This window comes from Streptococcus sp. HMSC076C08, from assembly GCF_001810825.1.
GTDB lineage: Bacteria > Bacillota > Bacilli > Lactobacillales > Streptococcaceae > Streptococcus.
Window position 1 is genome coordinate 258491 of sequence record NZ_KV802735.1, and the last position, 21868, is coordinate 280358.

Annotated in this window: 23 protein-coding genes; 3 read left to right on the top strand and 20 right to left on the bottom strand. The window is 40.5% G+C overall.

Annotated elements, in window-relative coordinates:
* Positions 1 to 90 precede the first annotated feature (90 nt).
* The 19 genes from HMPREF2766_RS07595 to HMPREF2766_RS07685 form a co-directional block, all read right to left on the bottom strand.
* Positions 91 to 906: an endonuclease/exonuclease/phosphatase family protein gene (locus tag HMPREF2766_RS07595; protein WP_070569025.1), complete on the bottom strand. Its 816-nt coding sequence runs from the start codon at positions 904 to 906 to the stop codon at positions 91 to 93.
* 51 nt (positions 907 to 957) lie between these two features.
* A complete protein-coding gene (locus HMPREF2766_RS07600) occupies positions 958 to 3144 on the bottom strand; it encodes a PTS transporter subunit IIBC (RefSeq protein ID WP_083303900.1) in 2187 nt (728 codons plus the stop codon).
* A gap of 219 nt (positions 3145 to 3363) precedes the next feature.
* The gene (gene ftsX / locus HMPREF2766_RS07605) at positions 3364 to 4290 is read right to left on the bottom strand and encodes a permease-like cell division protein FtsX (RefSeq protein ID WP_070569217.1); all 927 of its coding nucleotides are present in this window, start codon (positions 4288 to 4290) and stop codon (positions 3364 to 3366) included.
* Positions 4283 to 4975 carry a cell division ATP-binding protein FtsE gene (ftsE, locus tag HMPREF2766_RS07610; RefSeq protein WP_000022272.1) on the bottom strand — a complete coding sequence of 231 codons (693 nt, stop codon included), beginning with the start codon at positions 4973 to 4975 and terminating at the stop codon, positions 4283 to 4285. The genes ftsX and ftsE overlap by 8 nt, the downstream gene beginning before the upstream one ends.
* Positions 4976 to 4992: 17 nt before the next feature.
* Positions 4993 to 6088, bottom strand: a protein-coding gene (prfB, locus tag HMPREF2766_RS07615) for a peptide chain release factor 2 (protein ID WP_096753628.1) whose coding sequence is annotated in 2 segments (ribosomal slippage) — positions 4993 to 6015 and positions 6017 to 6088 — 1095 coding nt in all. Because the reading frame shifts where the segments join, the coding sequence is not laid out codon by codon here.
* A gap of 110 nt (positions 6089 to 6198) precedes the next feature.
* Positions 6199 to 6855 carry a CBS domain-containing protein gene (locus HMPREF2766_RS07620; protein ID WP_000268644.1) on the bottom strand — a complete coding sequence of 219 codons (657 nt, stop codon included), beginning with the start codon at positions 6853 to 6855 and terminating at the stop codon, positions 6199 to 6201.
* Positions 6856 to 7007: 152 nt separating this feature from the next.
* Positions 7008 to 8435, bottom strand: coding sequence for a cytosine permease (locus tag HMPREF2766_RS07625; protein ID WP_000041471.1), 1428 nt, complete (start codon positions 8433 to 8435; stop codon positions 7008 to 7010).
* Between the two features lies 1 nt (position 8436).
* Positions 8437 to 8622, bottom strand: coding sequence for a hypothetical protein (locus HMPREF2766_RS07630; RefSeq protein WP_049490314.1), 186 nt, complete (start codon positions 8620 to 8622; stop codon positions 8437 to 8439).
* A 1-nt stretch (position 8623) separates the two neighbouring features.
* Entirely contained in the window at positions 8624 to 10402 is a 1779-nt protein-coding gene (locus HMPREF2766_RS07635) for a phosphotransferase (RefSeq protein ID WP_049490315.1), read from the bottom strand.
* Positions 10403 to 10755: 353 nt separating this feature from the next.
* Complete coding sequence (locus tag HMPREF2766_RS07640; protein ID WP_000062204.1) at positions 10756 to 11466, bottom strand: ABC transporter ATP-binding protein; 711 nt, start codon at positions 11464 to 11466, stop codon at positions 10756 to 10758.
* The gene (locus tag HMPREF2766_RS07645) at positions 11466 to 12230 is read right to left on the bottom strand and encodes an ABC transporter ATP-binding protein (RefSeq protein WP_049490316.1); all 765 of its coding nucleotides are present in this window, start codon (positions 12228 to 12230) and stop codon (positions 11466 to 11468) included. The genes HMPREF2766_RS07640 and HMPREF2766_RS07645 overlap by 1 nt, the downstream gene beginning before the upstream one ends.
* A complete protein-coding gene (locus HMPREF2766_RS07650; protein WP_000856262.1) occupies positions 12230 to 13186 on the bottom strand; it encodes a branched-chain amino acid ABC transporter permease in 957 nt (318 codons plus the stop codon). The genes HMPREF2766_RS07645 and HMPREF2766_RS07650 overlap by 1 nt, the downstream gene beginning before the upstream one ends.
* 3 nt (positions 13187 to 13189) lie before the next feature.
* Complete coding sequence (locus tag HMPREF2766_RS07655; protein ID WP_000941413.1) at positions 13190 to 14059, bottom strand: branched-chain amino acid ABC transporter permease; 870 nt, start codon at positions 14057 to 14059, stop codon at positions 13190 to 13192.
* Positions 14060 to 14178: 119 nt separating this feature from the next.
* Positions 14179 to 15339, bottom strand: coding sequence for an ABC transporter substrate-binding protein (locus HMPREF2766_RS07660; protein WP_000726128.1), 1161 nt, complete (start codon positions 15337 to 15339; stop codon positions 14179 to 14181).
* 88 nt (positions 15340 to 15427) lie between these two features.
* The gene (locus HMPREF2766_RS07665) at positions 15428 to 15697 is read right to left on the bottom strand and encodes a YlbG family protein (RefSeq protein WP_070569032.1); all 270 of its coding nucleotides are present in this window, start codon (positions 15695 to 15697) and stop codon (positions 15428 to 15430) included.
* A gap of 78 nt (positions 15698 to 15775) precedes the next feature.
* Complete coding sequence (gene clpP, locus HMPREF2766_RS07670; protein WP_000613467.1) at positions 15776 to 16366, bottom strand: ATP-dependent Clp protease proteolytic subunit ClpP; 591 nt, start codon at positions 16364 to 16366, stop codon at positions 15776 to 15778.
* 172 nt (positions 16367 to 16538) lie between these two features.
* Entirely contained in the window at positions 16539 to 17168 is a 630-nt protein-coding gene (gene upp, locus HMPREF2766_RS07675) for a uracil phosphoribosyltransferase (RefSeq protein WP_000515974.1), read from the bottom strand.
* Positions 17169 to 17256: 88 nt separating this feature from the next.
* A complete protein-coding gene (locus HMPREF2766_RS07680) occupies positions 17257 to 17724 on the bottom strand; it encodes a deoxycytidylate deaminase (protein WP_000136994.1) in 468 nt (155 codons plus the stop codon).
* Positions 17725 to 17742: 18 nt separating this feature from the next.
* A complete protein-coding gene (locus HMPREF2766_RS07685) occupies positions 17743 to 18300 on the bottom strand; it encodes a TetR/AcrR family transcriptional regulator (protein WP_000003897.1) in 558 nt (185 codons plus the stop codon).
* A 124-nt stretch (positions 18301 to 18424) separates the two neighbouring features.
* On the opposite strand from HMPREF2766_RS07685, the gene HMPREF2766_RS07690 reads away from it, so the two are divergent.
* Genes HMPREF2766_RS07690 through HMPREF2766_RS07700 form a run of 3 tightly spaced genes read left to right on the top strand, consistent with a single transcriptional unit; the run spans position 18425 to position 21044 of the window.
* A complete protein-coding gene (locus tag HMPREF2766_RS07690) occupies positions 18425 to 19270 on the top strand; it encodes a DegV family protein (protein WP_000219947.1) in 846 nt (281 codons plus the stop codon).
* Between the two features lie 57 nt (positions 19271 to 19327).
* Entirely contained in the window at positions 19328 to 20509 is a 1182-nt protein-coding gene (locus HMPREF2766_RS07695; RefSeq protein ID WP_070569035.1) for an aminoacetone oxidase, read from the top strand.
* Between the two features lie 13 nt (positions 20510 to 20522).
* Positions 20523 to 21044, top strand: a complete 522-nt coding sequence (locus HMPREF2766_RS07700; protein WP_042767777.1) for a DUF1697 domain-containing protein — start codon at positions 20523 to 20525, stop codon at positions 21042 to 21044.
* Between the two features lie 44 nt (positions 21045 to 21088).
* Here the strand turns inward: HMPREF2766_RS07700 and HMPREF2766_RS07705 are convergent, their stop codons facing one another.
* Positions 21089 to 21829, bottom strand: a complete 741-nt coding sequence (locus tag HMPREF2766_RS07705; RefSeq protein WP_070569036.1) for a MerR family transcriptional regulator — start codon at positions 21827 to 21829, stop codon at positions 21089 to 21091.
* Positions 21830 to 21868: the final 39 nt, after the last annotated feature.

Here is a 21868-nt window from a genome sequence, read left to right on the forward strand (position 1 = left end):
CCTATTGCAGTAGTCCCATTTGAGTCTCAGTTCTGTAGTAAAGATTCAAGTAGCTTAAAAGGTTGGAACCTCTGATTCCAACCTCTTTCATTATTTCCAGGTCAATACAGCATTCAAACCATAATGATCACTGACTTGTGGACTATTGTGGCCATCAAAAACTACTTGTAAACTCTCTACTTCTAACTCTTTGGTCGTAAAGACGTAGTCGATTCGTAGCGGTTCAGTATTGCCTTTCCAACCATCAATTTCTGGTGGAACGGTATAGCTACCACTTCTTTCTTTCGCAACTTCAAACGCGTCTTGTAATCCTAATGGGCTAGCTAAAATCGCTTGATAGCCTTCCTGACCAGCTGGATTATTAAAATCACCTGCTAAAATCAGAGGTTTGTTCAACTCTTTTAGTACAGCCTCAAATCGTGCCCACTCTTCTTGGAAACCTTTATCCCACCAAGAGAGATGAACGCTTGCAAGAGCAAGTTCCTTACCTTCAACCTCTGTCTCAGCCAAGGCAACACGGCGAGTATGGTAGTCCGTTGGATCATCTACATCTGATACTAAAATCTCACGCGCCTTAATAGGTGTTTTGGATAAGATGGCTACGCCTTCATGGTAGCGGTCATAGCCAACATGATTGTAAGCCCAAGTCCAGTAGTAGTTTTTCCCTTTCTCAGACAATTTTTCAACCAGAAGTCGGACATAGTGGTCCTGATGAATGGGTTCTGCTGATGGTAAAGCTTGATAGTGATTGTTAACCTCTACCTCAGGCGAAGTCATTTCTTGATTGATTTCTTGGAAACAAATCAAATCATAATCCTTATCAAGAATGTCTTGGAGTAAGATTTGGAATTTTTCCTCTGCTTCCTTCTCCATCCAACTGTGGGTATTGAGTGTTAGAAATTTCATGCTTTTCTCCTAAAACAAGAGGTTGGAAAACAGCTTCCAACCCCAAGTATATTACAATTCTACTTTAGCAACTGCTGTTTTAGCTGCAAGAGAACCTGTTTGTTCTAATTTAACTGATTTAAGGACATCACCATTTGTGAAGACAACCACTGTTGATGTTTTGCGTCCTGCTTCTCGAATAGCATCTAAGTCAGCTGTGACAAGAAGATCACCAGCAACCACTTTTTGTCCTTCAGAGACATGAACAGTAAATGGTTTTCCTTCAAGACTTACTGTATCCAAACCAATATGAACAAGCACTTCAAGACCTGAGTCAGTGACAAGACCAAGAGCGTGTTTTGTTGGGAAGATACTTGATACAGTACCAGTAACTGGAGATACAATGTTACCATTTGCTGGCTCTACTGCAAATCCATCACCCATCATTTTTTGAGCAAAAACTGGATCTTCCACTTGTTCCAAAGCAACAACTTGACCGTCAGCTACTGAGTAAACTTCCTCAGTTACACCTTTGAAATGGACAGTATTTTGTTGAGTTTCTGTCATTTGACTTGGAAGTGTTTCAGGAATTACTTCCCCTGAGTCAAGGATATCTTGGATATCAGATTTCAATACGTCAGCTTTTGGTCCGTAGATAGCTTGGACACCTTGTCCTTTCATGACAAGACCCATAGCTCCTTCTGCTTTCCATTGTTCCTCAGTACCAACGCGATCTGCATCTTTAACAGTTACACGAAGACGAGTCATACATGCATCCACATCTACGATATTTGCACGACCACCAAGAAGGTTAATGATGTTTACGGCTTGAGAAGCTGCTGCAACTTTTGGAGTTCCAGGAGCTACTTCTTCTGATGCTCCTTCAGCTGTTTCGTAGTTTCCGTTACGTCCTGGAGTTGCGTAGTTGAATTTCTTGATCATGAAGTTGGCAATGAAGTACATGATAACCGCAAAGAGAACAGTTACCCAGATAAAGTTAACGATATCCATACCAATACCAGCATTAATTGCCAATGGTGTACGAGTCAAGAATTCAATTGAACCGAATGAGTGGACACGAAGGTGAACAATATCTGCCATAGCAAAGGCAGCACCTTGAACTACTGAATAAACAAGGTAAAGCGGTGTTGCGATGAACATGAACATATACTCGATAGGTTCAGTAACCCCTGTCAAGAATGTTGCAAGGGCTGTCGCAATCATCATACCCTTGTATTGGTGTTTCTTGTCAGCATCAACATTGCGGTAGATAGCAACGATGACACCCATCAAGATACCAAATGAACCGATCATTTGTCCAACTTTGAAACGAGCTGGAGTGACTGTTGTAAGAAGGTGTTGGTATTGGTCAGCATTTGAACCTTTAAGGTTAACAAGGTCAGTTACCCATGCAAGCCAAAGTGGATCTTGACCAAATACTTGTGTTCCTTTTGCAGCACCAGTTAACACTTCGTATGTTCCACCAAGAGCTGTATAGTTCATTGGGATAGTCAACATGTGGTGAAGACCGAATGGCAAGAGCAAACGTTCCAAAGTACCATACAAGAATGGTGCAAGAACTGGAGCAGTTTCTTGTGAGTTGGCAATCCAAATACCAAAGTTGTTGATACCTGTTTGAACTACTGGCCAAAAGGCAGCAAGTAGAATTGCAGCAATAGTTGAACGAAGAATAACGACGAATGGTACGAAACGTTTACCATTGAAGAATGAAAGGGCATCAGGAAGTTTACGGAAGTTGTAGTATTTGTTATAAGCTGTTGCCCCAACAAAACCAGAGATAATCCCTACGAAAACCCCCATGTTAAGCGCTGGTGCCTCAAGAACGCTGATAAAGTAGTCAGCAACCTTGATTGAACCACCAAAGAAGGTAGTAACCATTGCTTCAGGGTTTTTCAACATATCACCTGTAACACCGAAGATAGTACCTGTAATACGGTTAATCAAGATAAAGGCAAGTCCGGCTGCAAATGCACCACCTGCACGTTCTTTTGCCCAGCTTCCCCCAATAGCAAGGGCAAACAAGATATGAAGGTTACCGATAACCCCCCAACCAATTTGCTCAAGGATTCCACCTGTAATCACTAGAGGAGCAAGGTTTGGGTCGATCATCACGATTGATTTACCGATTGAGATCATCAATCCCGCCGCTGGCATAACGGCGATAACCACCATTAAAGCCTTACCGAATTTTTGCCAAAATTCGAAAGACAAGACATTTTTGAATGTAGCTTTCATCATTCAAATCTCCTTTATTTTATTTAGGCAAACGTTTTACGAAAACGTTTGCATTTGGTTATGTATTAATTATACCACTTTTATTTTTTTTGTAAAGGCTTTTATAAAAAAATTGTCTATTTTTTTAAATTTTTAAAAAGGAAAAAGAGAAGTTTACAAAAACTTCTCTTTTAAATATGTATTATTTTTCTGATTTGTACTGCAATTTGCATTTAAATCCAACTAGATCTTCAAGAATCGACGCATCGAAATTCCTGAACCAATTGAACCAATGAAAATTCCGATTATAAATAATAGGACTGTCATCAGAGGAATAAACACATCTGGTGTAATCATTGACAAGTTTTGACCTACCAAGGATTTATTGACCGATTGATAGACCATATTGTAAACAAAGAAAACAAGAACAGAAGGGATCGCTGCACCAAGCAAGCCAATAAAAGCTCCTTCTAGCAAGAATGGACCACGGATATAGCCATTTCTCGCTCCTACCAGACGCATGATCTGAATCTCACGACTACGTGAAATAATGGTGATACGGATGGTATTGGAAATAAGGAAGACTGCGATAAAAATCAAAAGCCCTGCAATAACCAATCCCCAAACACGGATAAAGGAAGCTAGTTCAAAAAGTCGTTGAGTGTTGGCTCCACCATCTTGAACCTCTGATACTCCCTCAATTTTCTTAGCTTCTTCAGCTACCGTTTTAACATCACTCGGAGAATTTGTATCAACGATATAAGCATCATAGAGAGGGTTTGCATCCCCTTCAAAGACCTTCCAATCGTCACCCATTGTTTCCGTCAGTTTTTCGTACTGTTCTTCTTTACTTGAGAAGGTAACACTCTTAACAGCAGGTATAGCTTTCAAAGCATCATAGACCTTGTGGTAGTCATTGTTGGTAACTGTCTGACCTTCTTTTACAATCGTCTCACTGTTATCAGCTACATCTTTACGAATGTATACCATGACCCGAACGTTGTTTTCAATATCGGTAGCCAGTTTCGCTGTATTAAAAATTACAGATGCAAACAGGGCAACGAGTGTTAAGGTAATCATAACCGAACTTACTGCTGCTACTGTCATCCAGCCATTTCGTTTTAAACTTTTTAATGATTCAAATAAATGGCGAAAAAATCTACTAATCATCGTATCCATATTCTCCTTTAGCTTCGTCACGAACGACACGGCCATTTTCAATGGCAATGACACGGTGGCGCAAGGTATTTACAATCTGGCTATTGTGAGTCGCCATCAAAACAGTAGTACCTTGGAGATTGATGCGTTCCAACAGATTCATAATTTCCCATGAATTATCTGGGTCCAAGTTTCCTGTTGGCTCATCGGCAATCAATACTTTAGGATTGTTGACAATCGCACGAGCAATCGCAATCCGTTGCTGCTCTCCACCTGAGAGTTCATTAGGGAAAGAGCGAACCTTATGTTTCAAACCAACCAGGTCCAATACTTCCATAACACGTTTTTTGATATTGCGACGGCTCTCACCGATTACTTCCATTGCATAGGCAATATTCTCATAAACGGTCTTCTTAGGCAAAAGTTTGTAATCCTGAAAGACTACCCCGACACTACGACGTAGTAGTGGGACATCTTTCTTCTTAATTTTAACTAAATTAAAGCCTGCAACTGATAGGCTTCCTTTTTCGATCTTTACTTCTCGGTATAAAGCTCGAATAAAGGTTGACTTCCCTGCCCCAGAAGGTCCTACAATATAGGCAAACTCTCCTGGTTCAATGGTAACAGATACACCACGCAGGGCAGTCGTTCCATTGTCATACTTTTTGACAACATCTCTCATTTCAATGATTGACATATGAGTTCCTTTCTATCTTAGCTGATTCGCCACTTGAGGTAGGCATCGATAAAACCATCAAGGTCTCCATCCATCACCTTATCTACCTGAGCAACTTCAAAGCTTGTACGGTGATCTTTTACCATAGTATAAGGCGTGAAAACATATGAACGGATTTGACTTCCCCAAGTGATTTCTTTTTTCTCACCTTTAAGGGAATCAACTTCCGCAGCTTTCTTTTCTTGCTCCATTTGATAGAGCTTAGCCTGCAACATCTTCATGGCACGATCTCTATTTCCATACTGGGTACGATCGACCGTTGATTGGACGACAGTTCCCGTAGGAATGTGTGTCAAACGCACACCTGTTGACACCTTATTGACGTTCTGTCCACCAGCACCACCTGAACGGAAGGTATCCATTTTGATATCATCTTCACGAATCTCCACTTCGATGGTATCATCCAACTCAGGCATAACCTCTACGGATGTAAATGAAGTATGGCGACGTTTGGCAGAGTCAAATGGCGAAATACGGACCAAACGGTGAACACCCATTTCTGATTTAAGTAGGCCGTATGCATTGGGGCCTTCAAAAGACAAGGTCACAGACTTGATACCTGCTTCATCACCAGCCTGGTAATCCAAGACTTCTACTTTAAAGCCTTTGGCATTTCCATAACGAGTATACATACGAAGCAACATATCGCCCCAGTCCTGTGCCTCAGTACCACCAGATCCTGGATGGATTTCTAAGATTGCATTATTATGGTCATAAGGTTCTGACAAGAGAAGGGTCATCTCGTAGCTGGTCATCATCTTATCCAGTTCTGTCAACTGTTCGACCAGTTCATCATGGACTGACTCGTCTTCTGCTAAAAAGTCCAATAAAATTTCAACTTCATCCTGCAACTCTTCCATTTTACGGAAGGTGTTGTAGGTGTTTTTTAATTCATTTAATTCTTGCGACGTTTTTTGGGCCGCGATATTATCGTTCCAAAAATCAGGTTCTGTCATCTTGTTTTCCAAGATGGCAATCTCTTCCTCCAAGCCTTCGAGGTCAAAGAGACCCCCTAAAAGAAGCTAATTTTTCACGATTTGCGTCAATTTTTTGACGGATTTCTGAAATGTCCATAGATACTCCTTTTCATATCGTTTTATTATACCATAATCTCTCATTTCTTTCCATATTTTGCTTTTCACCGCTTTTGATGGCAGAAGAAAAGAGGCTCTAAAGCCTCTGGTTTAAAGGACTTTGGCAGAGGTATGAGTGATCTCCTCCACTTGAATTCCTTCTTTTTCAAACTTTTCCTTTAATGCAGTCAAATCGATTTTTCCATCAATTTGAACTTCGATGACGACCTTGCCATCCTTACGTGGAATGTTTACAGTATGGGAAATATTTAAATCCTCTTCTACAATTAAAGCTACAATTTTCCCCAGTACTCCTACTTCATTTTCTGTAATGAAACGAACACGAATCCCCTCTTCTCCGTATCCGGCGATTTCCAAGAAAGCCTGAAAAACATCGCGATCTGTAATGACGCCGTAGACCTGATGATTGTCTACGACTGGTAATATCCCAATTTTATTTTTCAGCATCAGGTAGGTCGCATCTTCTAGACTAGCATAGCCAGAAACCGTCACGACATCTCGAATCATTACATCTTTTACTTTGGTTTTATTCAGAAGATAATTCATCTCATAGATAGAGAGACTGGTTGCTTTAGATGGGCTGGCTTCCGCAATGGTTCCTTCTGTTACCAATCCGACTAATTGATCGTTTTCGATAACAGGTAAACGGTGCAAGCCTTGCTCGCGCATCAAATCTGCTGCATGTGCTACAGTCGTATCTGGACTGATATAAACTACCTTACGGGTCATGAAATCTTTAACTGCCATGAGACTTCTCCTTCTATATTGCTACTTTTATTATACACTTTCTTAGAAAATCTATCAAACGCTTTCATCTCTTTTTCAAGATTTTGAATAATCTGAGAAGTTTGCATAAAATACCAGTGTAAGTTAAAAGGGAACCGAAGTCCCCTCTCTTCTTAAATCGTAACAGTGTCTCGATCTTTTATCATATAACGTTTCAGTGGGCTAAGACTAGCTAACCAGTATAATAGACCGCCAAATAGCGCAGTAAATCCGCTACCCGTTGTGATTAAAAAGATTGGACTTTGAATTTGTGCAGTGACAGGGTTGTAGACAAATAGTACCGCTACCAATAAGGAGATAAATACGCAAGACAAGCCAACTAAGTTAAATCCTTTAGTAAACTCGTAGGCGTCATGCCCTTCAAGGAAATAGGCTGAACGCAAGTCGAGTTTTCGTTTTCTTAAGATAAAATAGTCGACAACAATCATACCAATAATTGGCCCTTGAATATAGGCAGCTAGGGAAATGAAGGATCCGAAATACTCTTCTACTCCTCCCCAGATAGTGAGTAGACTCACGTAAACCATGGCAATCCAAACCATTAGTTTATAGCTTACTTTGGGCATCCCACTTTTGACAATCATACAGTTCACGTATGATCCTGTCCCCTGGGTTCCAATATTAGCAAAGGCTACTAGTAGTAGACTTAAGAGAGCAAAGGCTGGGGTGCTTAGAGTTGATAGCATGGTTGTTGGATCACTTTCATACACGCCTGTTTTGACAAACATGGCTAGAGCCATGACTCCACCTGTCGCAACGAAGAATGGAGCCACAACTCCGTATGATAAGGCTGTAGCCCAATAACCACTGCGTTCTGATTTTGCTAAACGCGGTAACACCAATGCCTGTGTAGACCAAGAAAAGGCAAAGGCAACATTTCCTTCTCCAGAGAGCATGAAGCGTTCTAATGGCGTCAAATCTCCTTGAGTGGCTGGTTGGATATTCATAATATCCGTTATAGGAACGGCGACAAAGCAGATTCCAACGATAATCAGACCGACAATCAATAAGGCGATAACCAAAAAGCGATTGGTCCACTTAATCACTTCTGGACCTCCAAGAGCAATGAGAGTCCCAAGAAGAACACAGAGGGTACCAAGAATAGGCGCCCATACTCCCTTGTCCAAACCAAGACCAAAATTATTTGCCAAATGGATCATGGAACTGGCAAAAAGATTGGCCGCAACAGCATACCATCCAAAGTTAGCCAAGCTAATAATGGTTGATAACAGGGCTACACCTCTTTTTCCTAGAACAGCTCTCAACCAAATCCACAAATCAATTCCATACTTAACCGCAAACAAAATAGGAAGACATTCAATAAAAACCCAGATAATGTTAAAGCTAAAAATATTTATCAACATTTGATTAAAGGTCAAATATTGAGCTACATAAGCCCCTTGGGTATAACACCAAGTAGCAATGGCAAAACCACTTGTCGATAGAAAGAGATCCCAGAAAGAATACTGACGATCCTTATTGGTCATGGGAACAATTCCGGTTATGGTTTCTTGTTGGATATAGTCATTCATTTTAGACATGTTATTGAATTCCTCCCGTCATTGCTAAGATAATCAAAATAAGGTTGATTAGGACTATGGAGATGATTAAAATGAAATCACTTTTTAGGAAGGGTTGAACAAACTCGTAGTTTGGTGACTCCATTTCTTCCAATCTTCTCTTTGTTTCAGTTGCTACTAAATCTTCAATTTCGGATGTCGTTTTCATCTTAGTTTTCCTCCAAATACAAGTCAAGGGCCAGTTGTCCATATTGTTTGGTATAGCGATACCAGATGTAGAGAAATTCACCAACTGGTTTTCCGACACTCTCCTGGAACAAAGCCCACAAGAACCAATAATATGAGGTCACTGCTACATAAGCCAAATAGTGACGTTTGGTTTTCTTATCTGGTACTTCTTGCAAATACAATTCCAGTACTTTTTCAGCATCCTCTACGGTATAATTGGAACACGCGATAAAGGTGCCCAAATCTCCTGCTGGCTCTCCCATTCCAGAATATTCCCAATCAATCAAGCTCATTTCGCCTGCTTCATTCAACAAGAAATTAGGACTATAGGAATCTCCATGACAAAGGACAACCTGTTCCGGATCATTCTGTAAATAGTTTTTGAGAATTGAAACAGTTTCATCCAATTCCTCGAGGCCATCAAATTCAAATCGATTTCTAGCCTTCAATTTTTCTCTAAAATCATCAATTCCCTCAAATTGGTCAAAGGAATGTTCCGTTTTTTCTCCAGATTGGTGTAACCGTCTCAAGAGGTCCATTGCTTGTGCCACATCATCCCAATTATCATAATCCAGTTGCTTAGCATTGGGAATAAATTCTGAAATTTTCCAGCCCTCATCCTTGTTCATAGCTACGAAGGTATGGTCAATCTTTAATTTTGCAGCAATTTCCATAGAAGCTGCTTCACTAGCTCGGTCGATATAATTTTCCGTTCCCCTACCCGGATGACGGTAAACATATTTTTTCCCTAGACAGTCAAATGAAAATGATGTGTTGGTTAACCCATCTTTTAGAGGTTTGATATTGACAATATCTGAAGCCACACACTTTAATGTCTTACAGATATTATCGATAATAGCTGAGTCTGCATTTACCAAATAACGTTCATCAAATTGACGGAGTTCATCTAGTGAATCAAATTCTTTAACAATATCCGATGAATAGTGACGAGCTTCTAAAAGGAGTTCCTTGACATGGCGACTATAATAATCCTCCCAAAGCTGTTCCCGATAAGGTTCGTGCTTAAACTCGGTTTCTAAAATTTCCTTAAATTTCTCGCTAAATGCACGGTCAAAATAAACGTGCCCCACCATAGCCCAAGTATTTTCTCCACCAATCTGGATATCAACGATGATGTGATTCGAATCCTCTATAGCACAATATTCGTCCGTTTGACCTTCTGCAAATATCGTCGAGTAGTAACCTCTATAAATATATTGCTCAAAAGGATTTTTTACAAAATAATTATCCGATGAACAAATATAAGTGTTAGAAAGTTGATTTTTAACCAACATAAGAGACGAACAGTTATTATATTTGTAGTAATCATTATTTACTACAATTTTTACACCAAACTTCTCTGCAAGATAGAACATTTTTTCTTGAAGATAGCCTACAATAACGGTTATATCTTCTATTCCTGCTTCTTGCAGCTGTCTGATTTCCCTCTCTATCAAGCGTTCACCCTTGACTTGAAGTAATCCTTTGGGAATCTCATAAGACAAAGGAGCAAAACGGCTACTCATGCCAGCAGCCATTATAATGGCATTTTTTACTCGATAGGGTTCTAAAACTTTCTGACCTAGTTCAGTTAAGTGAAGCTCCTCATCAACCCACTTCTCTTCTTTCAGTTTTTTCAATAATGTGTTGATTGTTCCTAAAGATAGGTCTAACTCTTCAGCTAACTGTCTCTGAGTAAATGTCTTTTCTTTATGTATCAACATAAAACGCAAAAGTTTAAATTGTTTTTCTGTTACCATTCTCAGTCCTCCTGTTCAATTTTTTCTTACCCATATTATAATATGAACAAAAATGACTGTCAATTCAAATAGGGAAAGAATGAGTAAAAATTAAGGCCTTATTCCCTTTCCTCAAAAACATATAAATAAAAGAGCTCCTTATTCAGGAGCCCTGAAATATTTTATATTTTTGATAAGTAGTCGTATTAGGTTTCGCTTGATTGCAATCCTTATCTGCCGACTAAAAAGGTCCCCCAGACTATAGAGAGATTGCGTGCGCAATCCTTATCTGCCGACTAAAAAGGTCCCCCGGACTATAGAGGGATTGCGTGCGCAATCCTTATCTACCGACTAAAAAGGTCCCCGGGACCTTTTTAGCCACCTAGATATGCTTTTCTGACTTCATCTGATGCTGCGAGTTCTTTTCCTGTTCCTGATAGGACGATCTTGCCTGTTTCAAGTACATAACCTCGGTCAGAGATAGCAAGGGCCTTGTTAGCGTTCTGTTCAATTAGGAGAACCGTTGTTCCTTGCTTCTGAATATCTTGAATGATATCGAAAATTTCTTGGATAAAGATCGGGGCAAGTCCCATTGACGGCTCATCCAAGAGAAGGAGCTTAGGTGTAGACATGAGAGCGCGTCCCATAGCCAGCATCTGCTGTTCACCACCTGAAAGAGTTGCCGCATCTTGGTTTTTACGCTCTTCAAGACGTGGGAAGCGTGAGAAAACTTTTTTCAAGTTAGCTTGATTTTCTTCACGATTTTTCTTTAAAAAGGCTCCCATTTCTAAGTTTTCCATAACAGTCAAACCTGGGAAAACATGGCGTCCCTCAGGGACTTGTGAAAGGCCACCTGCCACGATTTTTTGTGCAGGCAACTTTTGAATTTCTTTTCCCAAAAACTCAATTTTACCAGCACTTGGACGAACCAAACCTGAAAGGGTACGAAGAATGGTTGTTTTACCGGCACCATTGGCACCGATAAGGGAAACAACTTCACCTTCATTAACCTCGAAACTTACATCACGAACTGCTTGGATCATACCGTAATGCACAGAGAGGTTTTCAACTTTTAACATAGACATCAGGCTTCACCTCCTAGATAAGCTTCGATAACGCGTTTGTTGTTCTTGATCTCATCCGGAGTCCCATGAGCAATCAAACGACCATATTCAAGAACATAGATACGCTCAGTGACTTCCATAACCAAATTCATGTCATGTTCGATGAGCATGATGGTAATTTTAAATTCATCTTTGATACGACGGATCAATTCTGTCAATTCAGCTGTTTCTTGTGGATTCATACCAGCTGCAGGTTCATCCAAAAAGAGGATTTTAGGTTCAGTTGCCAGAGCACGAACGATTTCTAATCGACGTTGTTGGCCATAGGCAAGATTCTTCGCAAGAGTATCTGCGTCGCCATCCAAATCAAAAATCTTCAGCAAGTCCAAAGCTTTGCTTTTTAATTCTTCCTCATTCTTATAAAAAGCTGGTAGACGTAGAAAGCTCGCAAGGACATGTTGTTTATGATGATTACTAAATGCAATCAAAACATTTTCCAAAACTGTCAATTCCTTGAACAAACGAATATTTTGGAAAGTACGACTGAGACCAAGTGAGGCAATCTTATAGGGAGTTTTCCCATTTAGGAGATGTCCATCTAGTGTCACAGTACCTTCGCTTGGTTCATAAACGCCGGTCAAGAGATTGAAAAGGGTTGTTTTACCAGCCCCGTTTGGTCCAATCAGACCAACCAATTCTCCCTCGTTCAATTCAAGAGTGACATCTCCAACAGCTGTTAGACCGCCAAAATGTTTGGTTAACTGTTTAACTTCAAGTAATGCCATTAGTTTTGTCCCTCCTTCTTCGATTTTTTAAAGAAACGTGATAGACTCAATTCCCATGTCCCAAGAAGTCCACCTGGTCTGAAAATCATGACCAATACAAGAGCCAAAGCGTAGATAATCATACGTACGCTTGCTACATCCTGAAGGAGCATATTTAAAATTCCTAAAACAATCGCTGAAACGATGGTACCAGTAATGGATCCAAGTCCACCAAATACAACGATAATCAACACGTTGATGGAATTAATAAAGGTGTAATCTTTTGGGACAACAGATCCGATAAAACCAGCCTGAAGTGAACCAGCAATACTTGCTGTAATGGCTCCAAAGACAAAAGCGATAATCTTGATCTTTGTGGTGTTTACCCCAACAGACTCTGCAGCAATCTCATCCTCACGAACAGATAGAGTAGAGCGTCCAATTGGACTACGTAAGAAATTGAGAGTTGCAATAGTTGTGATCACCACAAATAGATAAACCATTTGCCAGTTGGTAAAGTTTGGAATACCCAAGATACCAGCAGCACCGTTGGTCAAACTACCACCATTAATGATAAAGATACGAATGATTTCTGAAACACCTAGTGTCGCAACAGCCAGGTAGTCACCCTTTAAACGAAGCGTTGGAATCCCAACGAGCAAAGCGACTGCACCAGAAATCAAAGCGCCCAAGACCATCGCTCCAAAGAAGGCACCATAGGTTGGTGATTTTGAACCAATAATCGCTGCTGCATAAGCCCCAATCGCCATAAAACCTGCATGACCAAGTGAGAATTGTCCTGAAAAACCAACGATTAAGTTCAAGCCTACTGCAAGGATGATATTAATCCCAATTTGTTCTAAAATTTGGACATGGAATAGATTAAGAACACCAGCAGAAACCAGTACACTAATCAATCCATAACCCGCTAACAGAAGGAATAACCAGAGAATATTTACTTTAAGATTTGTCTTCATTGTTTACACCTTCTCTTTCACATTCTTACCAAGGATACCTGCAGGTCGAACAATCAGAATCAAAAGCAAGATTCCATATACGATGGCATCACGGAAATCAGACATACCGAAGGCAGTAGCAAATGTTTCCAACAAGCCAATCACAAATCCTCCTAGAGCTGCACCAGGGATAATCCCGATACCACCGAGTACGGCCGCAACGAATGATTTTAGACCTGGAGTCACACCCATCAAAGGTTCAAGAGAGTTGTAGTAAAGGGCAATGAGGACACCTGCTGCACCAGCAAGGGCTGAACCCAAAGCAAAGGTAAAGCTGATTGTACGATTTACATTAATTCCCATTAATTGAGCTGCGTCACTATCAACTGATACCGCACGCATGGCTTTCCCCATTTTTGTTTTTTGGACGATCAATTGCAATAAAACCATCAAGAGTACAGAAACTGCTAAAATCATCAATTGAACATTTGTCAAGCTAATTGGTCCCAAGTCAAAGCGGACTGTTTCAATTGCTTGAGGGAAGGCACGAGTATTAGCACCTACTAAATAAACCATTCCGTATTCCAGTAGGAAAGACACTCCGATGGCAGTAATCAATACAGCAATACGTGTAGAGTGTCGTAAAGGACGGTAGGCAAGAAACTCAATCACAACACCAAGCAATGCGGTCCCTGCCATTGAAATAATTAAAGCTAAAAAGAAATCCATTTGGAAAGAATTAATCAAAAAGTAACCAATAAAGGCACCCATCATGTATATATCGCCATGGGCGAAGTTGATGAGTTTGATAATTCCATAAACCATGGTATAACCCAGAGCCAAAAGTGCATAAACACTACCCAGAATTAGACCATTCACAAGTTGTTGGAGCATAGCATTCACTCTTTTCTATCCTTATTTTTTAGAAAATTTCATTATTTTCACAAGTTCATAAACACCGAAACAGGGAGTGAGTCAAAGGCTCATTCCCCATTTCAATTACTATTCTAATGTTATGGTTTTACAACTTCTGCTTCTTCAACTTTACCATTGTTCATGGTCATCATGTAAGCAGTTTTCACTGTATTGTGGTCAGCATCAAAGCTTGTTTGACCAGTTACACCATCAAAATCTTTGGTTTTAGCAAGGTTGTCTTTGATCTCACCTGAGTTTTTAGCACCTTTTGCAGCATTTGCTACTAGGTAAACTGAGTCATAGGCCAAAGCTGAGAATGTTGAAGGCTCTTCGTTGTATTTAGCACGGTATGCTTCAAGGAAAGCTTTAGCTTTTGCAGAAACATCAACTGTTGTTGAGAATCCAGAGATGAAGTAAATGTTTGATGCTCTTTCAGCAGTTGCTTGTTGAACAAATTCTTCACCGTTAAACCCATCACCACCAATGATTGGCTTATCAATTCCCATACCACGAGCTTGGTTTACAATTTTACCAGCTTCTGTGTAGTAACCTGGAACTACGATAGCGTCAAACTCTTTGTCTTTCATTTTAGTAAGGGCTGCTTGGAAGTCAGTATCACCTGCTACAAACGTTTCATCTGCTACAATCTCACCCTTGTAGGCTTCGCGGAAAGATTTAGCAATACCTTTAGCATAGTCACTAGCGTTGTCAGTATAAAGAACAACCTTCTTAGCATTCAATTTGTTTGTTACATAGTTAGAAATAATCTTCCCTTGGAAGCTATCTTGGAATGTTCCGATAAATAGGTAATCTTGACCTTTAGTCAAACCGTCTTGAGTAGCACTTGGTGAAATCAATGGCACTCCAGCTTTAGTAGCGTTAGCTACAGCTGCAGCAGTTGCACCAGATGTCGCAGGTCCTACAATAGCTGCTACTTTTGATTGGGTAACAAGGTTTGTAGTAACAGAAGCTGCTTCAGCAGTTTCTGACTTGTTGTCTTTGTCTACAACTTCGATTTGTTTTCCATCAATTCCACCTGCAGCGTTGATTTCGTCTACAGCAAGTTGGGCACCCTTTTGTTCAGCTGTACCATAAGCTGCCACAGCACCTGTCTCTTCAAAGTTAAAACCGATTTTAATTGTTTTTTCGTCTACTGGATTTCCAGTTGTGTTTGACGCTCCTGACTTGACCTCTCCACAGGCAGCAAGAAGAGCCACACTAGCAAGAGCCACAAAAGATAGGGCAAATTTTTTCTTCATTTTTAATCTCCTTATAGTTGTTTCAAAAATTGTATGTTAAGAATATACCGAATTATCAGAAAATTGTCAATGTATTTGTTTAACTTTTTTAAATGATAACGTTTTCTTCAGTCCGATAGAGATTCCCAACGAAGGGAGTTTCTAGCTCTTGAATATGGCAACGTCTAATTTTCTTGATATATCTTTCCTTAGCTAATCTCTCAACCAAGTCATCTAGCTCCTCAGTTGGAACATAGAGCTGCAAGTAACGATGTTTTTTGGAATGGTAACAGATATCACCGTATTCCTGAAGTTTTTTTGCATCTCGATTATAGTAGAGATAGATGATTAATCCTGATCGATTTGTTTTTTCAAACATGAGGAGTCCTCTTTCTAAGAAATCTTCCCCTATTATACCAAAAAAAGCAAACTCCGTCGAGTTTACTTTCTAGGTTGCTTAACTTAACGAATTGTTGGCCATGATTTCATCAATAAAGCCATATTCAAGCGTTTCTTGGGCACTCATCCAGTAATCACGTTCTGCATCTGCATGAATTTGCTCGACTGATTTACCAGAGTTATCTGCAAGGATTTGCTCCAAAGTCTTACGAGTTTTGAGCAAGTGCTCTGCAGCGATTGCCATATCTGTCTGTTGGGTACCACCACCTGTACCACCCATTGGTTGGTGAATCATGTACTCTGCATTTGGAAGCATGAAACGTTTGCCTTTTGCGCCACTTGATGCAATGACAGTCCCCATGGATGCAGCCATCCCCATAACGATTGTTTGGACATCCGCCTTGATAAAGTTCATTGTATCAACGATTGCCAAACCAGCTGAAACAGAGCCCCCAGGTGTATTGACATAAAGGTAAATATCTTTTGTGCTGTCTTGGGCATCCAAGAAGAGTAATTGGGCGATAACGGAGTTGGCCATGTTGTCTTCAACTGGACCTGTTAGCATGATGATGCGGTCTTTCAGAAGACGAGAGTAAATATCATAGGAACGTTCTCCACGGCTTGTTTGTTCAATAACTACAGGAATCATTCATTTCTCCTTTTATGTTGAATTTTCTTAGTCTTACGACTCAATACAGAACTATTATATCTTTTTGGTCAAAAAAGGTCAAATTTTTGCTCTATTCTCTAAACAGAAACAAAAACTCAACCTCCTTTCAAGTCAAAAACGAACTTCTAATTTCAGTATTTACTTTGGAATTTTATTTAGTACCGAACAAGCGGTCTCCAGCATCTCCAAGACCTGGAACGATATAACCGTGTTCGTTCAAGCGTTCATCCAAAGCTGCTGTAAAGATCTCTACATCTGGGTGTGCTTCTTGAAGAGCTTTCACACCTTCTGGAGCAGATACTAGGCAGACAAACTTGATATTTGAAGCGCCTCGTTTTTTAAGGGAATCTACTGCCAAGATTGCTGAGCCACCTGTTGCCAACATTGGATCAACGACAAAGATTTGACGTTGGTCAATATCCTCAGGCAATTTCACCAAGTATTCAACTGGTTGAAGGGTTTCTTCATCACGGTACATACCGATGTGTCCAACTTTGGCTGCTGGAACCAAGCTCAAGAGGCCATCTACCATCCCGATACCTGCACGCAAGATTGGGACAATCGCCAATTTTTTCCCAGCCAATTGTTTTTGAACGGTCTTTGTGATAGGTGTTTCGATTTCCACATCTTCAAGTGGAAGATCACGAAGTACTTCATATCCCATCAACATTGCAATCTCGTCTACTAGTTCACGAAAAGCTTTTGTAGAAGTATCTGTACGACGCAAGATTGACAATTTGTGTTGAATGAGTGGATGATTAATGACTTCAATTTTTCCCATTTTCTGAATTCCTTCTTTCAATTTATTCTTCTTATTATATCAAAAAACGGTTTAAAAAGCTTTCTAAACCATTTATTTTTATTAATTTTTAAATCAAATCTGCCTCTTGAAGAGCCGTCTGAACAGTCTCTAATGGTAAATGGGTTAACTCGGTGCCTTTTTCTTGATAAAGGTACTGGGCATAGTCATCCATTCGGTACTGGTTGATATAAACCACGCGCTTGCAACCAACTTGTAGCAGTTGTTTGGTGCAGTTCAGACAAGGGAAATGGGTCACATAGGCTGTAAATCCTCTGGGAACCCCTCGCTCAGCCCCTTGGAGAATAGCATTGACCTCGGCGTGAAGGGTTCGAACACAGTGACCTTCAATGACCAGACATTCGTGGTCAATACAGTGCTCCGTTCCTGATACGGAACCATTGTAGCCTGTTGAAATGACTTTATTGTCCTTAACGAGGACAGCTCCCACCTTGGCACGTTTGCAGGTCGAACGATTGGCAATCAGTAAAGCCTGGGCTGCAAAGTACTCATCCCAAGCCAGTCTTTTTTCTGTCATAAGTCTTCTCCTTATCCCCTATTTTTTGAAAAATGGCAAGCGTAAATCTGCAATCTTTTCAGCTGGAACCTTCATGCCATCCTTGATCCATTTGAGCAGAACCGATACGATGGCAGAGCTCCAAAAGGAATGAAGGTAGCTACTGACACCTTTTGATTTCCCGTGGTATTTTTCTAGAAATTCCTGCATGGCTTGGACAAAAATCTTTTCCAAATGATAGTCCAGAGCAAGTTGGATAACCTTGGCTTCTTTCTTGGCTGCTCGAAAAAGGTGAACCCATACTAGATAAAGGTCGGTTTTGACATCGTAGTGGCTCAGCTGTTCCATAATGTTATGGACACTGCGTTTAAAGACACTTTCCAAAATCTCTTCTTTGGAGTCATAGTTACGATAGAAGGCGGCACGAGAGACGCCCGCACGTTTGACCAGCTCCGAAATACTGATCTTGGCCAAGTCTTTTTTCTCTAGAAGTTGCAAAAGAGCCGTCTCGATTGCTTCTCTGGTTAAAAAATTGGATTCTTGATTTGATTTTCTGAGATTTTCAAGAGATTTTTCAGATATTTTACGTTCAGACATAACAATTTCTTTCTACTTGTGACAACAGAGAGGTGGTACTTTTGTTTCAAGGGCTTTCATGATATAATTGTAAAAAAAGACAGAACCTTTGTCAATGTATAAGTGACAAAGATGGAGAATTTCTATGACTTGGAAGATTGTAGCTGACTCTGGTTGTGATTATCGTCAACTGGCAACTCCTGCTATTGATACGGAATTTGTTAGTGTTCCTTTAACCATTCAAGTAGCTGATCAGGTCTTTATCGATGATGCCAATCTTGACATTGACCACATGATGGAAACCATGTATGCGACTTCTGAGGCTTCAAAATCAGCTTGTCCTAGCCCTGATGATTACTTGCGAGCATTTGAAGGTGCTAAGCATATCTTTGTCGTTACTATCACTGGTACTCTTTCAGGTAGCCATAATAGTGCACAGCTCGCTAAGAATATCTATCTGGAAGAACACCCTGACACTCAGATTCATGTGATCGATACATTGTCTGCAGGTGGTGAGGTTGACTTGATTGTCGAGAAAATCAATAGCTTGATTGATCAAGGACTTTCTTATGAGGAAATTGTTGAAGCTATTACAGCCTACCAAGAAAAAACGAAGTTGCTTTTTGTACTCGCTAAGGTTGATAACTTGGTAAAAAATGGTCGTTTAAGCAAGCTGATCGGTACAGTTGTCGGTCTTCTCAACATCCGTATGGTTGGGGAAGCAAGTGAAACTGGAACCCTAGAACTACTCCAAAAAGCGCGTGGACCAAAAAAATCCCTTCAAGCAGCCTATGAAGAACTCATCAAGGCTGGCTACGCTGGTGGCCGTATCGTCATGGCTCATCGCAGCAATGAAAAATTCTGTCAGCAATTGTCAGAACGCTTGCTGGAAACCTTCCCACAAGCGGATATCAAAATCATCCCGACATCTGGTCTCTGCAGTTTCTATGCAGAAGATGGCGGTTTGTTGATGGGATATGAAATCAACTAAGATTATGAGCAACAAGAGATGTCAAGCATCTCTTGTTTTTTGTGGTACAATAGAGCTATGAAACATTTTGATACTATTGTCATTGGTGGAGGACCTGCAGGTATGATGGCTACCATTTCCAGTAGCTTTTATGGTCAGAAAACTCTACTCATCGAAAAAAATCGAAAACTTGGGAAAAAATTAGCTGGAACGGGCGGTGGTCGTTGTAATGTGACCAACAATGGAACTTTAGATGACCTATTAGCTGGCATCCCTGGTAACGGGCGGTTTCTTTACAGTGTCTTCTCCCAGTTTGATAACCATGATATCATCAACTTTTTTACGGAAAATGGTGTTAAACTCAAGGTCGAGGACCACGGACGCGTCTTTCCTGCTAGTGACAAGTCTCGGACTATTATCGAGACACTAGAAAAGAAAATCACTGAACTCGGTGGTCAAGTTGCTACTCAAACAGAAATTGTTTCGGTTAAAAAGATAGACGACCAGTTTGTCCTTAAGTCCGCAGACCAAACCTTCACTTGTAATAAACTGATTGTTACAACTGGTGGTAAATCCTATCCTTCTACTGGTTCTACTGGTTTTGGGCATGAGATCGCCCGCCATTTTAAACATACCATTACTGAGCTTGAAGCTGCTGAGAGCCCATTGTTGACTGATTTTCCACACAAAGCGCTTCAAGGGATTTCACTAGACGATGTGACCTTAAGCTATGGTAAGCATGTCATCACTCACGATCTGCTCTTTACCCACTTTGGTTTGTCAGGTCCTGCTGCCCTACGCATGTCTAGCTTTGTCAAGGGAGGTGAAGTCCTTTCTTTGGATGTCTTACCTCAACTTTCTGAAAAGGACTTGGTGGCATTTCTAGAAGAAAACCGTGAAAAATCCTTGAAAAATGCTTTAAAAACTTTGCTTCCAGAACGCTTGGCAGAATTTTTGGTGCAAGGCTATCCTGAAAAAGTCAAACAACTGACTGAAAAGGAACGCGAACAACTTCTCCAGTCCATCAAGGCTCTCAAAATCCCTGTAACTGGAAAAATGTCTCTTGCCAAGTCCTTTGTCACCAAAGGCGGTGTCAGTCTCAAGGAAATCAATCCCAAAACCCTCGAAAGTAAGCTAGTCCCTGGCCTCCACTTTGCTGGCGAGGTACTGGATATCAACGCCCACACGGGTGGCTTTAACATCACTTCTGCCCTCTGCACCGGCTGGGTGGCAGGCTCCAATCCAATAAATACCAAATAAGAAAGGAAGTCCTTTGGAACATATTATTTTACTAAGAGGCGTTACTCCTAATGGAAAAAATGCTATCCCGAAAATGTCTTATTTGGTAGATATTTTGACAGAAGCTGGTTTTCAACACGTTCGAACCTATATTCAAAGTGGGAATATCATTCTTGAGAGTGACTCAGATTTAGAAGAAATACGAGAACGCGTTCATACTTTGATAAAGGAAAAAATTGGGGCCGACTTAAAAATGGTTATCAAGAATAAGAACGATTTTGAAAAGATTGTTCATGAGAATCCATTTAAAGAAGACTACCTTCATGATCGTGTGCATGTAATTCTTTATCAAGGACTTATCCAAAGTCTGCCACTAGAAAAATTGAAAACTGACTACGGCGAGGAAGAAATCTGTGTAGGCGATTACTGTCTCTACCTCTATCTTCCTAGAACTGCAAAACAAAAAAAGCTCAATACCAACTATCTTGAAAAATTGTTTGGCGTGGTTCTGACCATGCGAAAGTTAAACGTAGTTGAAAAACTATTAACCAAATAGTACTTGAAACCAGAAAAAATCAGCAGAGGTAACTCCGCTGATTTTTATTTTGTCTGTGTCCGAACGTAAGCAGCAATGACATCTGATGTGTATTGAGCTGTTCCAGGTCCAAATTTGTCAATGTTTTCCTTAAACTCTGGGTTGTAGACGTATCCTTTACCGATATGGCCGAAGACTTCAATAGAGCAGTCAAATCCATAAGTACGAATAGCTTGCCAGAGTTTAGCTGCCTCTTCTTGGTTTTCAGCTGCTGTTGCAGGCAGACCATCTTGAAGATTTTGAGCCAAGGCTTGAAAGACTTGGTTAAAGGCGGCCGTAGACTCGTCTTCGCGACCTTTTTGGCGCTCAAGAGCTTGGTCCATGACTTCTTGTCCATATTTCTCTACCGCCTCTTGGTGGTATTTTTGATGATCTTGATAGCTAAATCCAGTGAATTTTTCCTCAATCGTCATTTTTATTTCTCCTTTTTGTTCTTGAATGGTTTTTTGCAAGGTGGAAATCAAGGTATCCAGATGTTGCCTTTCTCGAGTTAGATAGTCCAACTGCCTAGTCAAATGGGGCAATAAATCTGATGATTCTCCTTTTAACAGCTCTGCTATTTTATCTAAAGAAAAGCCTAGATATTTATAATACAGAATGACCTGAAGGCGTTCCAAATCCTCTTGACTGTAGGTTCGATAGCCGTTTTCCGACTTTAAGGGGACCAAGAGTCCTATCTTATCGTAGTGGTGCAGGGTCTTGACAGAGACTCCTGAAAGCTGCGCAGCTTCTTTTATATGGTACATGATTTCCTCCTTATACTCAATGAAAATCAAAGAGCAAAC